This is a genomic window from Pseudomonas sp. KH_017 (assembly GCF_057840285.1).
Genome location: NZ_CM174509.1, coordinates 2,942,678 through 2,959,160 on the forward strand (window position 1 = coordinate 2,942,678; position 16,483 = coordinate 2,959,160).

Genomic DNA, 16,483 nt, shown 5'->3' on the forward strand with positions numbered 1-16,483 from the left:
ATGATACCGCCAAACGCACTCAACGGGTGTCGATGGGCGTATGGTGGTTCGTTCCGGACGGTCAAGCCGTGCAATTGCGCAAGTCTCTGCTATGCATAAGGGCTCGCGCAGTGACCTGCGCACTCCCGCAGGGAACTATCGGCAAGTTTATTTCTCTATGTTGGCATCGGTTAGCCGGCGCGGGGGCATTGTAAGGTGCACGCCGCCTGATTAGACTGCGCCGAAACTCGTACACGCACAGCCCTTACAAGGACTTATATGATCAAGAAATGCTTGTTCCCAGCAGCCGGTTACGGTACTCGCTTCCTGCCAGCGACTAAAGCCATGCCCAAAGAAATGCTGCCGGTGGTGAACAAGCCACTGATCCAGTACGGCGTTGAAGAAGCACTGGACGCTGGCTTGAACGAAATCTCCATCGTCACCGGTCGCGGCAAGCGCGCCCTGGAAGACCACTTCGACATCAGCTACGAGCTGGAAAACCAGATCAAGGGCACCGACAAGGAGAAATACCTGGTCGGCATCCGCCGCCTGTTGGATGAGTGCTCGTTCTCCTACACTCGCCAGACTGAAATGAAAGGTTTGGGTCATGCGATCCTGACCGGCCGTCCACTGATCGGCGACGAGCCGTTCGCCGTGGTGTTGGCGGATGACCTGTGCGTCAACCTGGAAGGTGACGGCGTACTGAAGCAGATGGTCAAGCTGTACAAGCAGTATCGCTGCACCATCGTCGCGATCATGGAAGTCGACCCGCAAGAAACCAGCAAGTACGGTGTGATTGCCGGCGACCTGATTGGTGACGACCTGTACCGCGTGCGCAACATGGTCGAGAAGCCAAAGCCGGAAGATGCCCCGTCGAACCTGGCGATCATCGGTCGTTACATCATGACGCCGGACATCTTCAGCCTGATCGAACAAACCGAGCCAGGCAAAGGTGGCGAGATCCAGATCACTGACGCCCTGATGAAGCAGGCGCAGGATGGTTGCGTGATTGCCTACAAGTTCAAGGGCAAGCGTTTCGACTGCGGTGGCGCTGAAGGCTACATCGACGCGACCAACTTCTGCTTCGAGAACTTCTACAAGACGGGCAAGGCGTACTGATCGCTTTCGACCTGACTGTATTGAAAAGCCACCTTCGGGTGGCTTTTTTATTTTCAGGCCCCATATCGACTGCAGCGCTTGCCCAACAAATGTCTGCAGGTATGCTGGTCACCTGCCGAGGAGATTGAAAATGGCCTACGATTTTGACCTATATGTGATTGGTGCCGGTTCCGGCGGTGTGCGGGCTGCGCGGTTTGCCGCCGGGTTTGGCGCGAAAGTGGCCGTGGCCGAGAGCCGCTACCTGGGCGGGACCTGTGTGAACGTCGGCTGCGTGCCGAAAAAATTGCTGGTCTATGGTGCGCACTTCGCCGAAGACTTCGAGCAGGCTTCCGGTTTTGGCTGGGGTCTGGATGAGGCTCAGTTCGACTGGGCGACTTTGATCGCCAACAAGGACCGCGAGATCAATCGCCTCAATGGCATTTATCGCAACCTGCTGGTCAACAGCGGCGTGACCTTGCATGAAGGTCACGCGAAGATCGTCGACCCACATCGGGTCGAGATCAATGGCGAGCACTTTACCGCCAGAAATATCCTGATCGCTACCGGCGGCTGGCCGCAGATTCCGGAGATTCCGGGGCACGAGCATGCCATCAGTTCCAACCAGGCGTTCTTCCTCAAAGAGCTGCCCAAGCGGGTGTTGGTGGTGGGCGGTGGTTACATTGCGGTCGAGTTCGCCGGGATCTTCCACGGCTTGGGTGCCAAGACCACTCTGCTGTATCGCGGCGAATTGTTCCTGCGCGGCTTCGACGGTTCCGTGCGCAAGCATTTGCAGGAAGAGTTGACCAAGCGCGGCATGGACCTGCAATTCAATGCGGACATCGAGCGCATCGACAAACAGGCCGATGGCAGCCTGAAAGTCACGCTCAAGGATGGTCGCCAGCTGGAAACCGATTGCGTGTTCTACGCCACGGGTCGTCGTCCGATGCTGGACAATCTCGGGCTGGAAAACACTGGGGTCAAACTCGACAGGAAAGGCTTTGTCGAGGTCGACGAGCTGTATCAAACCGCTGAGCCGTCGATCCTGGCGCTGGGCGATGTGATCGGCCGTGTTCAGCTGACTCCGGTGGCCCTGGCTGAAGGCATGGCGGTGGCACGGCGCCTGTTCAAGCCAGAGCAGTATCGTCCGGTGGATTACAAGATGATCCCGACGGCGGTGTTCAGCCTGCCGAACATCGGCACCGTCGGTTTGACCGAGGAAGAGGCTCGCGAAGCCGGCCACGAGGTGCAGATCTTCGAAAGCCGCTTCCGGCCGATGAAGCTGACCCTGACCGAATGCCAGGAGCGTACGCTGATGAAGCTGGTGGTAGACGCCAGGACCGAGAAGGTCCTGGGTTGCCACATGGTCGGCCCGGAAGCCGGTGAAATCGTCCAGGGCCTGGCGATTGCCTTGAAGGCCGGCGCCACCAAGCGCGACTTCGACGAAACCATCGGCGTGCACCCGACGGCCGCCGAAGAGTTCGTCACCATGCGTACGCCGGTCGCCGGTTAATCGTCCTTCGCTGCGTCTGCCGCTGCCGCTGCCGCAAGGGTCGCGGCCAGACGTACGCGTTCTTCCAGATCCGTCCGGGTCTTGGCCAAATCCATTTCCAGTGACCTGCTGAGCTGCGACTGTTCATCGACGTTCTGTTTGAGTGCCTGGCTTTCCAGCAGGGCGACGCGCAGGCGTTCCTGGAGGAGGGTGCGCTCGCCGTCGACGCGAGTGGTCTGTTCCAACAACTGATCCTGGCGGGTATTGCTTTGCTTGAGCTGTTCTTGCAGCAGGCTCAGCTCGCGCAGCGTGCCGCGGTTTTCAGTCAGCAAGCGTTCATTGTCACGGTGCAACTGGGTGATTTCATCCTGGCGTACCAGTGCGCTTTGTTGTGCCTGGCGCAGTTCCATCTGTAGTTGTTGCACCTGGCCTTCATGGCGACTCATTTCCTGTTCGCGCTGTTCCTTGACCGCATTGCGGTAGTGCTCCAGCGCGTCGCGAGTGTGCAGGTGTTTTTCCTCAAGGGAGCGGATCTGCTCGTCCTTGTCTTTCAAGCGCAGTTCGAAATCGGCCAGCGCCTGGTTCAGCCCGGCGTTGCGGGTTTGCTCCGTTTGCAGAATGGCGCGGGTTTCTTGCAGGGCCTCGGATTCCTGGGTCAGCGCCAGGCTTTGAAATTCGTATTGCTGGTGCAGTTCGCTGTTGGCCTCTTGCGCTTTGCCGAGCTGGTTATCCAGCGCCTTGCGTTGTTCTTCGTACTGCGCGCGCGCCTGGTCGATGGGTTCCTGCGCCTGCTCCTTGAGTCGTTGTGCGAGTCGCGCCACCAGCGCCATCAGTTCGTCGTCAATCGGTTCCGCCGGTGCCTCGACAGGTTCGACCCTGTTATCCAGCTCCTTGAGGTAGCGATGGATCGTGGTTTTCGAGCCGGTATTGCCCATCTCGATGCGTACGGCATCGATGCTGGGGTTTTCGCCGCGGGCGAGGATCGCCAACCGAGCGGCTTGAACCACCGCTTTATTTACACCGCCGCGTGCCATGAGATCTCCCGGGTTTTGATGATGTGGTACGTACCACGTAAATACACATTGTACCATTCAATCTATAAAGTTAAATACTGAATGCTGTTAACACGGGATATACTGGTATTACCCCGTGTGATGCACCCAATACCGGTTTTTGACCCGTCAAAGCGGTATGAATTCAAGAGTTGACCCCATGACTGAGCTGGATCGTTACCTGCAAGCAGCGACTCGCGACAACACCCGTCGCAGCTATCGCGCAGCCATCGAACACTTCGAAGTCACGTGGGGCGGTTTTCTGCCGGCCACCGGCGACAGCGTGGCGCGCTATCTGGTAGCCCATGCCGGGGTGTTGTCGATCAATACGCTGAAACTGCGTTTGTCGGCATTGGCGCAGTGGCACAACAGCCAGGGTTTTGCCGACCCCACCAAGGCACCGGTAGTGCGCAAGGTGTTCAAGGGCATTCGCGCGCTGCACCCGGCCCAGGAAAAACAAGCCGAACCCTTGCAGCTTCAGCATCTGGAACAGGTGGTCAGTTGTCTGGAGCAAGAAGTGCAAACCGCCAGGGCCGCAGGCGACCGACCGGGTTTACTGCGGGCCAGGCGCGACATGGCCTTGATCCTGCTGGGCTTCTGGCGCGGCTTTCGCAGTGATGAGTTGTGCCGGCTTCAGGTGGAACACGTGCAGGCCAGCGCCGGTTCCGGCATCAGTCTCTATCTGCCGCGCAGCAAGAGTGATCGCGACAACCTCGGCAAGACCTATCAAACGCCGGCCTTGCAACGTTTGTGTCCGGTTCAGGCTTATATCGACTGGATTACCGAGGCGGCACTGGTGCGGGGGCCGGTGTTCCGTGGCATCGACCGCTGGGGGCATCTGGGCGAGGAGGGATTGCACGCCAACAGTGTGATTCCGTTATTGCGTCAGGCGTTGGCCCGAGCAGGTATCGCCGGCGAGCTTTACACCAGTCATTCCTTGCGTCGCGGCTTTGCCACTTGGGCGCATCAGAGTGGCTGGGATCTGAAGTCGCTGATGAGCTATGTAGGCTGGAAAGACATGAAGTCAGCCATGCGTTACATCGAAGCCAGTCCGTTCCTCGGCATGGCGCGTATCACCGAAAAGCCCGTGTCACCCTAGATACCGTTTTCTTCTATTAATACAGCTGGCTAATAGCGAAAGCCAATCAGCAGCATCAGGTTTGCCAATGAGCCAACCGTCCGTCGAGTGGGTAAAGTTCTCTCCATCAACTTCTTAACCCCTGACGGAGAGTCAACGATGCCTATCATCAACAGCCAAGTTAAACCGTTCAAAGCTGACGCATTCAAAAATGGCGACTTCGTAAAAGTCTCGGACGCTGACCTGAAAGGCAAGTGGTCTGTGGTGTTCTTCTACCCGGCCGACTTCACCTTCGTCTGCCCGACCGAGCTGGAAGACCTGGCCGACAATTACGACGCGTTCCAGAAGCTGGGCGTCGAGATCTACAGCGTTTCCACCGACACCCACTTTGCCCACGCTGCCTGGCACAACACTTCGCCAGCCATCGGCAAGATCCAGTACACCATGATCGGCGACCCGACCCACGCCATCTCCCGCAACTTCGACGTGCTGATCGAAGAAGCTGGTCTGGCTGACCGTGGCACCTTCGTGATCAACCCTGAAGGCCAGATCAAGATCGTTGAACTGAACGACGGCGGTGTAGGCCGTGACGCTTCTGAACTGCTGCGCAAAATCAAGGCTGCCCAGTACGTCGCTGCTCACCCAGGCCAGGTTTGCCCAGCCAAGTGGAAAGAAGGCGAGGCCACTCTGGCGCCGTCCCTGGACCTGGTCGGCAAGATCTAAGTCTGTGATCGCACCATCAGGGCGGAACTCCGCACCTACTTAGTAAGCTGCACCGCCCAATAAAAACGCCCGGGCGAGATTCGCTCGGGCGTTTTTTTATGCCTGCTTTATATGAAACAGCAAAAAGGAAATCGCCCGTATGTTGGACACCAATCTTAAAGCCCAGTTGAAATCGTACCTGGAACGGGTCACCCAGCCGATCGAGATCGTTGCTTCCCTCGACGACGGTGCGAAATCCCAGGAAATGCTCGAACTGTTGAAAGACGTTGCCAGTCTTTCCACCCAGATTACCTTGCTCGACAACGGCGATGATGCCCGCAAGCCGTCGTTCTCGATCAATCGCCCGGGAGCCGACATCAGCCTGCGTTTCGCCGGCATCCCGATGGGCCACGAATTCACGTCCTTGGTGCTGGCCTTGCTGCAAGTCGGCGGTCACCCGTCCAAAGCCAGTGCCGAAGTGATCGAACAGATCCGCTCGCTCAAAGGCGAGTTCAACTTCGAGACTTACTTCTCGCTGTCCTGCCAGAACTGCCCGGATGTGGTCCAGGCGCTGAACCTGATGGCGGTACTGAACCCGAACATTCGCCACGTCGCCATCGACGGTGCGCTGTTCCAGGCCGAAGTCGATGAGCGCCAGATCATGGCGGTCCCAAGCATCTACCTCAACGGCGTGAACTTTGGTCAGGGCCGCATGGGTCTGGAAGAAATCCTCGCCAAAATCGACACCAGCGGTATCGAGCGCCAGGCCGAGAAGATCAGCGCCAAGCAAGCCTTTGATGTGTTGGTGGTCGGCGGTGGGCCAGCCGGTGCTTCGGCGGCGATCTATGCGGCTCGCAAAGGTATTCGCACCGGCGTCGCGGCAGAGCGTTTTGGTGGGCAGGTGCTGGACACCATGGCCATCGAGAACTTCATTTCCGTGCAGGAAACCGAAGGTCCGAAACTGGCCGTGGCGCTGGAAGAGCACGTTAAGCAGTACGACGTAGATATCATGAATCTGCAACGCGCAGACAAATTGATCACTGGCAAAGAAGGTGAGTTGCACGAAGTCCACTTTGCCAGCGGCGCGAAGCTCAAGGCCAAGACCGTGATCCTCGCAACCGGTGCACGGTGGCGTGAAATGAACGTGCCGGGCGAGCAGCAATACCGCAACAAAGGCGTTGCGTACTGCCCGCACTGCGACGGTCCGTTGTTCAAGGGCAAGCGAGTGGCGGTGATTGGTGGCGGCAACTCTGGCGTCGAAGCGGCCATCGACCTGGCCGGTATCGTGTCCCATGTCACGCTGCTGGAGTTCGATGTGCAGTTGCGTGCCGATGCGGTATTGCAGCGCAAGTTGCACAGCTTGCCGAACGTCACCGTGATCACCAGTGCGCAAACCACTGAAGTCACCGGCGACGGCCAGAAGGTCAACGGCCTGCGCTACAAGGATCGTCAGAGCGACGAGTTGCGCAGTGTGGAACTGGAAGGGATCTTTGTGCAGATCGGTCTGCTGCCCAACACCGATTGGCTCAAAGGCACCATCGAGTTGTCGCCCCGTGGCGAGATCATCGTTGACGCTCGGGGTGAAACGTCGGTACCGGGTGTGTTCGCTGCGGGCGATGTGACCACCGTGCCGTACAAGCAGATCGTGATCGCGGTGGGCGAGGGCGCCAAGGCTTCGCTGAGCGCTTTCGATCACTTGATCCGGACTTCCGCCCCGGCATAAACCCTGGCGCTGAAAACAAAAAAAACCATGATTGATCATGGGTTTTTTTGTGTCTTGCACATTACCAATGTGGGAGCGGCGGTGCGGCGATCCGACTTGCTCGCGAAGGCGTAGTGTCAGTCACCTCAATGTCGAATGATACGACGCCTTCGCGAGCAAGCCCGCTCCCACAGGGGATGTGTGGTGGATGTTAGAGCGGTGCCGGCTGAATGATCTCGACCCAGTAGGCGTCCGGGTCCTTGATGAACGCCAGGCTCTTCATGCGGCCATCGCTCAAGCGTTTCTGGAAATCGCAGCCCAGTGCTTCAAAGCGTTCGCAGGCGGCGACGATGTCCGGCACCGAGATGCAGATGTGGCCGAAACCGCGCGGGTCGGTGTTGCCATTGTGGTAGGCAAAGTCCGCATCGTTCTCGGTGCCATGGTTGTGGGTCAACTCCAGAATGCCGGGGATCGATTTCATCCACTCGGTGCGCGCGGCGGCATCGGCCGGGATCTGATTTTTATCAACCAGCGCCAGGAAATACAGGCTGAACTCGGCTTCCGGGAAGTCGCGTTTTTCCACCAGGGTAAAACCCAGAATGCGTGTGTAGAAGTCCAGGGACTTGGTGATGTCCTTGACCCGCAGCATGGTGTGGTTGAAGACAAATTTCTGCGTAGCGGCGTCCGGTTGGGCGGTGACGCCGGGCAAGGTGTTCAATTCGTGCAGGCTCATGGGCCCTCCGGGAAATATGTGGGCTAACGAATGGCGACAATGATACGCAAGGGTTCGGACATCACCAAACCCAAACAGTCGGCTATTGCCTGACAGCCGGCCTGGGCCCAGACTTTACGGCTTGATCCTTGAGTGCCCATTGCAATGATTCGATTCCGTAACGTGCTGTTCATCTTGCTAAGCGTGTTTTCGCTGGCTGGCGTTGCCCGCGCCGATGCGCCAGAAGTGACCTGGCCGGAAGGCTGGCAGGTCGAAGTCGTGCCTGAATCGGCGTCGGGGGTCAGTCGCCAGCGGGCGGTAAAAAATGATCAGAATGGATCGCCGCTCATGGTGATGGAACTGACCATGAGCCCGGTGCAAAGCGATCACCAGGTAAACCTCGAAGGCGTATTGCTGGAGATGCGCAAGTCGGTTCAAAAAGACTTCTTTCAGGGCGGGTATCAAAGTGTCTGCACGCGCATTCATTCGACTACGTTGAGTCGATTGGCCGCGCTGGAAACAACCTGCACCATCACGCAAAACGGCAGGCATGTGCTTTCTCAAACATTGGTGGCCGCGGTGGATGCCGATAAGGCCTATGTTCTTTCCTACGCAGGGCAGGCCGAGGCTTATAAGGCGAGCCAGGATGAAATAGACGCTGCCCGTAACAGCCTGAAACTTTAGTAAGCGACAGTGCTTTTTCGATGCATGAAGAAAATTTTAGATATCCAAATGGATTAAGCACAAAGTTGCTGGCAGTCAGGTAGTTGACGGGTGTCCGCCCCGGGCATTTAGTTAACCCATGAAAAAGCCCTGCATAAGCAGGGCTTTTCTGTCGCCGCGAGAGTTAGCCCCGCAGCCAGGAATCAACGGTGGCTGCACCGTACTGTTCTTTCCAGGCTTTCAGGCCGCGGTGGTTGCCGCCCTTGGTTTCAATCAGCTCGCCGGTGTGCGGGTTCTGATAAACCTTGACCACGCGGGCGCGGCGGGTTTTAGGTGCTGCCTGCTGCAGGCCGGATTTTGCCGGGTTAGGGTCGAGAATGGCGATGATGTCGCGCAGGCTCTTGCCATAGGTTTTCATCAAACCCTGGAGCTTCTCTTCGAATTCGATTTCTTTCTTGAGCCCGGCATCGTTCTTCAGGGATTCCAGCTGCTTGAGCTGTTCTTGAAGAGCCTTTTCGGCTGCACGGAATTCAGCGAGTCTGGACAATATCTTTACTCCAATAGTGTGTTTGGCTGATACCAACCGCAAACAAAGCTATAAGCCAAGAGCCTTGAAGCGACTCGGTGATAGTGGCTCACCTGCCAATTTAGCGCAGGCATGTAAAATTGTAGTAGTTAATTGGCCAAGAGTAAATCCTGTCTTTTTTTTCATGTAACGGCAGTAGTATTTTGATTCAAATTGGTGCGCGTAGTCGTTGTTTTGTCGGTTAAATCCGCTAGTTAATGGTTGCTTAATGCACTAATGAATTCCGCGCCGGGCATGGGTTTGCCGAACAGATAACCTTGCAGGAAGTTGACCTGATGAGCGCTCAGGTAATCACTCTGTTCACGGGTTTCGACACCTTCGGCCACCAGGGCAAGGTCGAGTTTGACCGCCAGTTCGATGATGCTGTCCAGAATGTGGCTGGAGAGTGTGTCGATGCCGATCATGGCGACAAAACTCTGGTCGATTTTCAGAAAATCGACATTGAACTGCCGCAGGTAGCCAAGGCTTGAGTGGCCCGTGCCGAAGTCGTCGATGGCGATTTTCACGCCCAGTTCGCGAAGTTGCTCAAACAATTGCAGGGTGATGACCGTGGGCTCGATCAGTTCGCGCTCGGTCAGTTCCAGTACCAGATGGATCGAGCCTGGTTCAAACGCATCGAGAAACTCGCGGCAATCCTTGATCAGCTCCAGGTCCTGGCAATGGCTGGCGGTGATGTTGATACCAATGTGAAACGGCTTGTTGAATCTGGCGGAGTGCGGCGCGAGCAGGGCGGCGGTTTGTCGCATCAGCGAGCGGGTCATCGGCACGATCAGTCCGCAGTGCTCGGCAAACGGAATGAACAGATCCGGACGCACCAGGCCTTCCTTCGGATGTTTCCAGCGCATCAGCACTTCAGCGCCAGACCAGCTTTTGCTGTCGCCATGCACCACAGGCTGGAAATACGGAATGAACTCTGCAGCTTCCAGTGCCCGTTGCATTTCCTGGGTGGGTGCCGATGAGCGCTTTTGCAGGAAGTGACCAATTGCCCCGGCAATCACACCGAAGAAAATCAGCAGGCTGAACAACGGTGGATATTCGCTGCTCATGTATCGCCAGGTTTCGCCTTTGGGGAAACCCGCTTCCACGGCAAAAGCATAATGTTGGGAGGTCAATCGACTTTGCGCAACGGGCAGGTCAGGCGCAGCGCCCCTGTGAACCTTGCCGTCGGCGGATATCCAGTCCGGGCCAACTTGCAGCAATAGCAAAGTCTCGCGGCTTATCAGGCGCAGGATATTGCTCAAGTGATGACCATAGAGGGTCGTCAGTGCACCTTTTTTTCCTTCGCTCAGGCGGTATACCAGCAAGGCGGTGTCGGGTGTTACCGGGTTGCCGCTCATGAGCCATAAGGCGCCCTGAGTGTAGTCACCGGGGTTGACCTTCTCCTGGTAGTCGCCGAACAGAGAGCTGCAATAGAGGTTGTTGTCCCACACCAGATTGGTTGAGCTCACGAATGGGCGGCGAGTGACCTGTTCGCGCAGGGCCAGGCTGACGTCAGCGCAACGTTGGCCGGCCAGCGGCAGTAGTTCACGAGCGGCCTGGGCGGTGTTGTCGAGCATCAGGTCGAACTGGCGAATCGCTTCTTCGGCAGTTTGTTCGGTGTCTTGTTTGAGCGCACGTCCTGCTTGCATATAAAGAATGGCGGCCCCCAGCAGCACCGGGAGCAATCCACTGATCACGGTGACTGCAATTCTTGTGCTGCGACTGCGGGTTTTGGCTTTCAACGGCATTCGCGAATCCTGTCACGAAGAAGTAAGGCTCTCAAATGATGGCAGGGCAAAGCGCCTCCCATGAAGAGTTCGGGTATGGGCCATGATAGTTGGCCGTTGGCGGTTATGCCGCTCAACGCAAGTCAAGGCTTTCGGCCAGGCTGATAAAGGCCAGTGTCGCGGGTGATGCCTGGCGTCGGTCGAGCACCGCCAGGCCGACCTGGCGCAACACTGTCGGCGACAGCGGTTTTTTCACCCAGCGGCGGTCAATTTGATTGGGCAATGAACCTTCGGCAACGACCGTCACCCCGTCGCCACGAGCGACGACATCGAGGGTGCTGATCAACTGCGAGCAGCGATAACGGATATTGGGCGTCAGTCGGGCGACCGTGAACAGGCGTGAAACCAGCTCCGAAGAACCGGCCTCGGTCAGCACGAACGGGAAATCGCACAGGTCCTTCAGGCTCAGGCTGTCGTGAACCGCTAACGGGTGGCCGACGGGCAGCAGCGCGACCATCTGGTCTTCGATCAGCGCGACCGTGTCGAAACGCTCCTCGGGCAATACCACAAAGCCGATGTCGATCCGTCGTTCCTCCAGCCACTGGAGTACCTGGCGGTCGGGGCCTTCGTCGATATGCACCTCGATGCCGGGATGGGCGGCGCGGTACTGCTGCAGAATCAACGGCAGCAATTTGATCGATGAGGTCGGGCCAAAGGAGCCGATGCGCAGCGTGCCGCGTTTCATTCCCCGCGCATCGGCCGCTTCCTGGCGCAGGGTGTTGGCCAGGCCGAGCATCGCCCGGGCACGCAGCAACAACTGCTGGCCAATGTCGCTCAACTCGACCTGGGATTGATGCCGGCGCAACAGTTCGACACCCAACTCCAGCTCCAGGGACTTCAACGCATGGGACACCGCCGATTGGGAAATACCCAGGCGATTGGCCGCCGCCGTGAAGCCGTGGAGTTCGGCCACCAAGGAGAAAATCTCCAGTTGAGTGAGGGTCATGAGTGTTTGCTCATTTTACGATGACTGGGTATTAGTCGAATGATACGTCATCTCTCCGACATCCGGTCCTGGAATCTTATGACGATCTGCGAGCAAAGCCTGTCAAAACCATCGGATCTGCCGGTGTATCTGAAACTGGCGGCGGTCACCATGGTGTGGGGTGGCACCTTCGTCGCCGGGCGATATCTAGCCGGCGGTCTCAGCCCGTTACTGGCGGCCAGCCTGCGGTTTCTACTGGCCAGCGTGGCGTTGCTGCTGTTTGTACGCATGGCGCGGACACCGCTGGTCCGGCCTAGCCCCCGGCAATGGCTGCAATTGCTTTTGCTTGGCTTTTTCGGGATCTTTTTTTACAACCTGTGCTTCTTTTATGGCCTGCATTACATCAACGCTTCACGGGCGTCCTTGATCGTGGCGCTGAATCCGGCGGTGATCGGCCTGGCTTCCTGGCTGCTGTTCAAGGAGCGCTTGAACCGGGCCAAAGTCGTCGGCATTGCGATCTGCATGGCGGGTGCGAGCATGGTTATCTTTAGTCGCGACCCGCAACTACTGGCCGGCGGTGTCGGTGCCGGTGCCGGTGCCTGGCTCGGCGATCTGCTGATTTTCGGTTGCGTACTCGGCTGGGGTGTCTACTCGCTGTTCTCCAAAGAGCTGAACCACACCCTGGGACCGGTGCAAACCGTGACGTATTCGATCCTGCTGGGCACCGTCATGCTCTGGATGACCTGCATCGTACGCGGTGAGGTGAGTGTCGCCGCGATCGCCCATCTGGGTGTGCAGCAATGGTTGAGCCTTTTGTACCTGGGGGTGCTGGGTTCGGCGCTGGCTTACATTGGCTACTACGACGGCATCCGCAAAATCGGTGCGACCCGTTCCGGGGTGTTCATTGCCTTGAACCCGCTGACAGCGGTGATCCTTGGCGCGCTGCTACTGGATGAGCCGCTGACGCTGGCCATGTGCCTGGGTGGCGGGCTGATACTGGCGGGGATTTTCCTCTGCAACAAACCCCTTGCGCGGGCAAGGAAAAAGGGGATTTTATACAGAAGGCGGACAAACTGATTTACGCTGTGTAGAATCGGTTTACGCATACAATAATAATCGTCTTCTGGCAGCAGAAGCCTCGCCCGCAAGAGCCTTGGGTCGACAATGAAGATATTCGGGTTTCAACTGATCTACGGTGACTTTCTCGCCCGCAGTGTGCGGGGCATCTCCTGTGCGCCACCCACCGGTCTCAGCATTGCTAGCAACTAACATTTGTTAATTCTAAAAGCATGATGAGGCGCCGACCATGGCAGATTTATACGAAAACCCAATGGGCCTGATGGGCTTTGAATTCATCGAGCTCGCATCGCCGACCCCGAACACCCTGGAGCCGATCTTCGAGATCATGGGCTTCACCAAGGTGGCGACCCACCGTTCCAAGGACGTGCACCTGTATCGCCAGGGCGCGATCAACCTGATCCTCAACAACGAACCCCACAGCGTGGCCTCGTACTTCGCGGCCGAGCACGGTCCGTCGGTGTGCGGCATGGCGTTTCGCGTCAAGGATTCGCAAAAAGCCTTCAAGCGTGCCCTGGAACTCGGCGCCCAGCCGATCCACATTGAAACCGGTCCGATGGAGCTGAACCTGCCGGCGATCAAAGGCATCGGTGGTGCACCGCTGTACCTGATCGACCGTTTCGGCGAAGGCAGCTCGATCTATGACATCGACTTCGTGTTCATCGAAGGTGTGGACCGCCATCCGGTCGGTGCCGGCCTGAAGATCATCGATCACCTGACCCACAACGTGTATCGCGGTCGCATGGCCTACTGGGCCAACTTCTACGAGAAGCTGTTCAACTTCCGCGAAATCCGCTACTTCGACATCAAGGGCGAGTACACCGGCCTGACCTCCAAGGCCATGACCGCACCCGATGGCATGATCCGCATCCCGTTGAACGAAGAATCGTCCAAGGGCGCCGGGCAGATCGAAGAGTTCCTGATGCAGTTCAACGGCGAGGGCATCCAGCACGTTGCGTTCCTGTCCGATGACCTGATCAAGACCTGGGACCACCTGAAAAGCATCGGTATGCGCTTCATGACCGCGCCGCCGGAGACCTACTACGAAATGCTCGAAGGCCGTTTGCCGAATCACGGCGAGCCGGTAGGCGAACTGCAGGCACGGGGTATTTTGCTGGACGGCTCGTCCGAGTCGGGCGACAAGCGTCTGCTGCTGCAGATCTTCTCGGAAACCCTGATGGGGCCGGTGTTCTTCGAATTCATCCAGCGCAAGGGCGACGACGGTTTCGGCGAAGGCAACTTCAAGGCACTGTTCGAATCCATCGAGCGTGACCAGGTGCGTCGTGGTGTTCTCTCTACCGACTAAGCCGTTACACCGATAAAACTGTGGGAGCGGGCTTGCTCGCGAAGGCGGTGTGTCAGTCGCCATCTATGCGGACTGACACACCGCCTTCGCGAGCAAGCCCGCTCCCACATTTGTTTTGCGTGGACTTAAGGTCGCCGTTGCCGCACCAGATGCTTGAACCCTTCAAACATCAATACCAGCACCGCCATCCAGATCGGGATGTAGGTCAGCCATTCGCCGGCCTTGATGCTCTCTCCCAGCAGCAACGCCACGCCCAGTAGCAACACCGGTTCGACGTAGCTCAACAAGCCGAACAGGCTGAACGGCAGCAGGCGACTGGCAATGATGTAGATCACCAGTGCCGATGCGCTGATCACGCCGAGCATCGGGATCAACAGCGACAACCATGGATGCTGGTCAAACACACCGAAACCTTGCGCGCCGCTCTGCACGAACCAGAAGGCCACCGGCAGTGTCAATGCCATGTCCAGCCATAACCCGCCGAGGTTGTCCGCCGCCAGCCGTTTGCGCAGGATGAAGTAGGTTGGATAACCAATGCAGACCAGCAAGGTCGCCCAGGAAAAACCACCGACCTGATACACCTCGTTGATCACGCCCAGGCAGGCGAACACCACGGCGATTTTTTGCAGATAGGACAGGCGTTCGCCGTAGGCCAGGCGACCGGTCAAGACCATGGTCAGCGGCAACAGGAAATAGCCGAGTGAAACGTCGAGGCTATAGCCGTTCAGCGGTGCCCACATGAACAGCCACAATTGCACGCCGAGCAGGGCAGAGGAGGCAATCAGCGCGCCGGCAAGTTTCGGATTGGCCATGGCGCGCCGAACAATCTCCAGCACGCGCTTCCACTCTCCGGACACCACCATGAACACGGTCATGCACGGGACGGTCAGCAGCATGCGCCAACCGAAGATTTCCACGCCGCTCAAGGGGGAGAGCAGCGACGTGTAGTAATACATGACGGCAAACAGCACCGAGGCTGAAACCGATAGAGCGATACCTTTAGACAAGCTGTCCTCGCGTGATTTTGAGTGAGAGTGAAACGGGCGCAGAGGATACGTGGTTTTTCAGACGAATATTGACCGATCAATCAACACTGTCCAACTGTGGGAGCGGCGGTGCGACGATTCGACTTGCTCGCGAAAGCGGTGGCTCAAACAACATTGATGTGGCTGACACTCCGCCTTCGCGAGCAAGCCCGCTCCCACATTTTTTCTTGTGTTGTATCAGGTACTGCGCGGTGTACGCCCCGCCACAAAGTGGCTCACATCATTGAACCCCGGTGTCGACGCATGTCCCGGTGTCACCAGCGAATCGATGAACGCCTCATCCTCGACCGTGATCTTCACCGCCTGCGCCTTAGTGTAGGCGTCCCACTGCGCTTCGGTACGCGGCCCGACAATGGCCGAGGTAACGGCGCTGTTGTTCAACACCCAGGCAATCGCGAACTCGACGATGCCCACACCGCGTTCCTGGGTGTATCGCTGGATTTGCTGAGCGATGCGCAGGGACTCGACGCGCCATTCGGTTTCCAGGATGCGTTTGTCCTGGCGTCCGGCACGGCTGTTGGCGTCCGGTTTCACATCCGGCGCGTATTTGCCGCTGAGTACTCCGCGCGCCAGCGGGCTGTAGGGCACCACGCCCAGACCGTAGTTTTGCGCCGCCGTGATCTGCTCGGTTTCAGCCTGGCGGTTGACGATGTTGTACAGCGGCTGGCTGATCACCGGCCGGTCAACGCCAAGCTTGTCGGCCACACGGATGACTTCGGCGATGCGCCAGCCACGGTAGTTGGACAGGCCCCAATAGCGGATTTTGCCCTGGCGGATCAAGTCGCCGATGGCCGATACCGTGACCTCCAGCGGCGTATTGTGGTCTTCGCGGTGCAGGTAATAGATGTCGAGGTAGTCGGTGCCCAGGCGCGTCAGACTGGCATCGATGCCGTTGAACAGATGCTTGCGGCTCAGGCCGCTGCGGTTGGGCACGCCGTCCACGGGACCGAAGCCGACCTTGGTCGCCAGCACCCAATCATGGCGGCGGCTGGCGATGGCCTCGCCGACGATTTCCTCGGAACGGCCGTTGGTGTAGACGTCGGCGGTGTCGATGAAATTGATGCCCTGGTCCCAGGCCTTGTCGATGATTCGCAGGGAATCTTCGGCGCTGGTCTGTTCGCCGAACATCATGGTGCCCAGGGTCAGGGTGGACACCTGCAGACCCGAATGACCCAGCGTGCGGTAGCTCATGAGCAAATCCTTTTACCAGTGGGAAAGGCTCAATCAGATACCAGAATCGCTCGGCGGGGCAAACCGATTTAACTAACAACTCAGATCAAATGTGGGAGCGGCGGTGCGACG

The 16,483-nt window shown here is 57.9% G+C and carries 15 protein-coding genes; 8 read left to right on the forward strand and 7 right to left on the reverse strand.

Annotated features, from left to right (window positions below):
• Positions 1-258 precede the first annotated feature (258 nt).
• Both galU and gorA read left to right on the forward strand, forming a co-directional pair.
• The gene (galU, locus tag AC3IT6_RS13425) at positions 259-1,098 is read left to right on the forward strand and encodes a UTP--glucose-1-phosphate uridylyltransferase GalU (RefSeq protein ID WP_007975949.1); all 840 of its coding nucleotides are present in this window, start codon (positions 259-261) and stop codon (positions 1,096-1,098) included.
• Between the two features lie 130 nt (positions 1,099-1,228).
• Positions 1,229-2,587: a glutathione-disulfide reductase gene (gene gorA / locus AC3IT6_RS13430; RefSeq protein WP_489356147.1), complete on the forward strand. Its 1,359-nt coding sequence runs from the start codon at positions 1,229-1,231 to the stop codon at positions 2,585-2,587.
• Here gorA and AC3IT6_RS13435 read toward each other — a convergent pair.
• Entirely contained in the window at positions 2,584-3,600 is a 1,017-nt protein-coding gene (locus AC3IT6_RS13435; protein ID WP_489356149.1) for a DNA-binding protein, read from the reverse strand. The two genes, gorA and AC3IT6_RS13435, sit on opposite strands and share 4 nt — an antisense overlap.
• Positions 3,601-3,778: 178 nt before the next feature.
• On the opposite strand from AC3IT6_RS13435, the gene AC3IT6_RS13440 reads away from it, so the two are divergent.
• From AC3IT6_RS13440 to ahpF, 3 genes are all read left to right on the forward strand, one after another.
• Positions 3,779-4,717 (forward strand): site-specific integrase, encoded by a 939-nt coding sequence (locus tag AC3IT6_RS13440; RefSeq protein WP_489356151.1) that lies wholly within the window; start codon positions 3,779-3,781, stop codon positions 4,715-4,717.
• 138 nt (positions 4,718-4,855) lie between these two features.
• Positions 4,856-5,419, forward strand: coding sequence for an alkyl hydroperoxide reductase subunit C (gene ahpC / locus AC3IT6_RS13445; RefSeq protein ID WP_007975937.1), 564 nt, complete (start codon positions 4,856-4,858; stop codon positions 5,417-5,419).
• A 139-nt stretch (positions 5,420-5,558) separates the two neighbouring features.
• Positions 5,559-7,121, forward strand: a complete 1,563-nt coding sequence (gene ahpF, locus AC3IT6_RS13450) for an alkyl hydroperoxide reductase subunit F (RefSeq protein ID WP_489356153.1) — start codon at positions 5,559-5,561, stop codon at positions 7,119-7,121.
• Positions 7,122-7,311: 190 nt separating this feature from the next.
• Here ahpF and gloA read toward each other — a convergent pair whose 3' ends face one another.
• Entirely contained in the window at positions 7,312-7,833 is a 522-nt protein-coding gene (gene gloA, locus AC3IT6_RS13455) for a lactoylglutathione lyase (protein WP_489356155.1), read from the reverse strand.
• 144 nt (positions 7,834-7,977) lie between these two features.
• Here gloA and AC3IT6_RS13460 point away from each other — a divergent pair, with 144 nt between their 5' ends.
• Positions 7,978-8,496: a DUF4946 domain-containing protein gene (locus tag AC3IT6_RS13460; RefSeq protein WP_489356157.1), complete on the forward strand. Its 519-nt coding sequence runs from the start codon at positions 7,978-7,980 to the stop codon at positions 8,494-8,496.
• A gap of 163 nt (positions 8,497-8,659) precedes the next feature.
• Here the strand turns inward: AC3IT6_RS13460 and AC3IT6_RS13465 are convergent, their stop codons facing one another.
• The 3 genes from AC3IT6_RS13465 to AC3IT6_RS13475 all read right to left on the reverse strand — a co-directional run bounded on the left by AC3IT6_RS13465 (position 8,660) and on the right by AC3IT6_RS13475 (position 11,773).
• The gene (locus tag AC3IT6_RS13465) at positions 8,660-9,022 is read right to left on the reverse strand and encodes a histone-like nucleoid-structuring protein, MvaT/MvaU family (protein ID WP_008065377.1); all 363 of its coding nucleotides are present in this window, start codon (positions 9,020-9,022) and stop codon (positions 8,660-8,662) included.
• A gap of 233 nt (positions 9,023-9,255) precedes the next feature.
• Positions 9,256-10,788, reverse strand: coding sequence for an EAL domain-containing protein (locus tag AC3IT6_RS13470; protein WP_489356159.1), 1,533 nt, complete (start codon positions 10,786-10,788; stop codon positions 9,256-9,258).
• Positions 10,789-10,900: 112 nt separating this feature from the next.
• Entirely contained in the window at positions 10,901-11,773 is an 873-nt protein-coding gene (locus tag AC3IT6_RS13475; RefSeq protein ID WP_489356161.1) for a LysR family transcriptional regulator, read from the reverse strand.
• Between the two features lie 78 nt (positions 11,774-11,851).
• On the opposite strand from AC3IT6_RS13475, the gene AC3IT6_RS13480 reads away from it, so the two are divergent.
• Together AC3IT6_RS13480 and hppD are read left to right on the forward strand one after the other, a co-directional pair.
• Entirely contained in the window at positions 11,852-12,829 is a 978-nt protein-coding gene (locus tag AC3IT6_RS13480) for a DMT family transporter (RefSeq protein WP_489356163.1), read from the forward strand.
• Between the two features lie 229 nt (positions 12,830-13,058).
• A complete protein-coding gene (gene hppD / locus AC3IT6_RS13485) occupies positions 13,059-14,135 on the forward strand; it encodes a 4-hydroxyphenylpyruvate dioxygenase (RefSeq protein ID WP_489356165.1) in 1,077 nt (358 codons plus the stop codon).
• A 125-nt stretch (positions 14,136-14,260) separates the two neighbouring features.
• Here hppD and rarD read toward each other — a convergent pair whose 3' ends face one another.
• Together rarD and AC3IT6_RS13495 are read right to left on the reverse strand one after the other, a co-directional pair.
• Positions 14,261-15,142, reverse strand: a complete 882-nt coding sequence (gene rarD / locus AC3IT6_RS13490) for an EamA family transporter RarD (RefSeq protein WP_150757029.1) — start codon at positions 15,140-15,142, stop codon at positions 14,261-14,263.
• Positions 15,143-15,358: 216 nt separating this feature from the next.
• Positions 15,359-16,372, reverse strand: a complete 1,014-nt coding sequence (locus AC3IT6_RS13495) for an aldo/keto reductase (protein ID WP_489356167.1) — start codon at positions 16,370-16,372, stop codon at positions 15,359-15,361.
• Between the last annotated feature and the right edge of the window lie 111 nt (positions 16,373-16,483).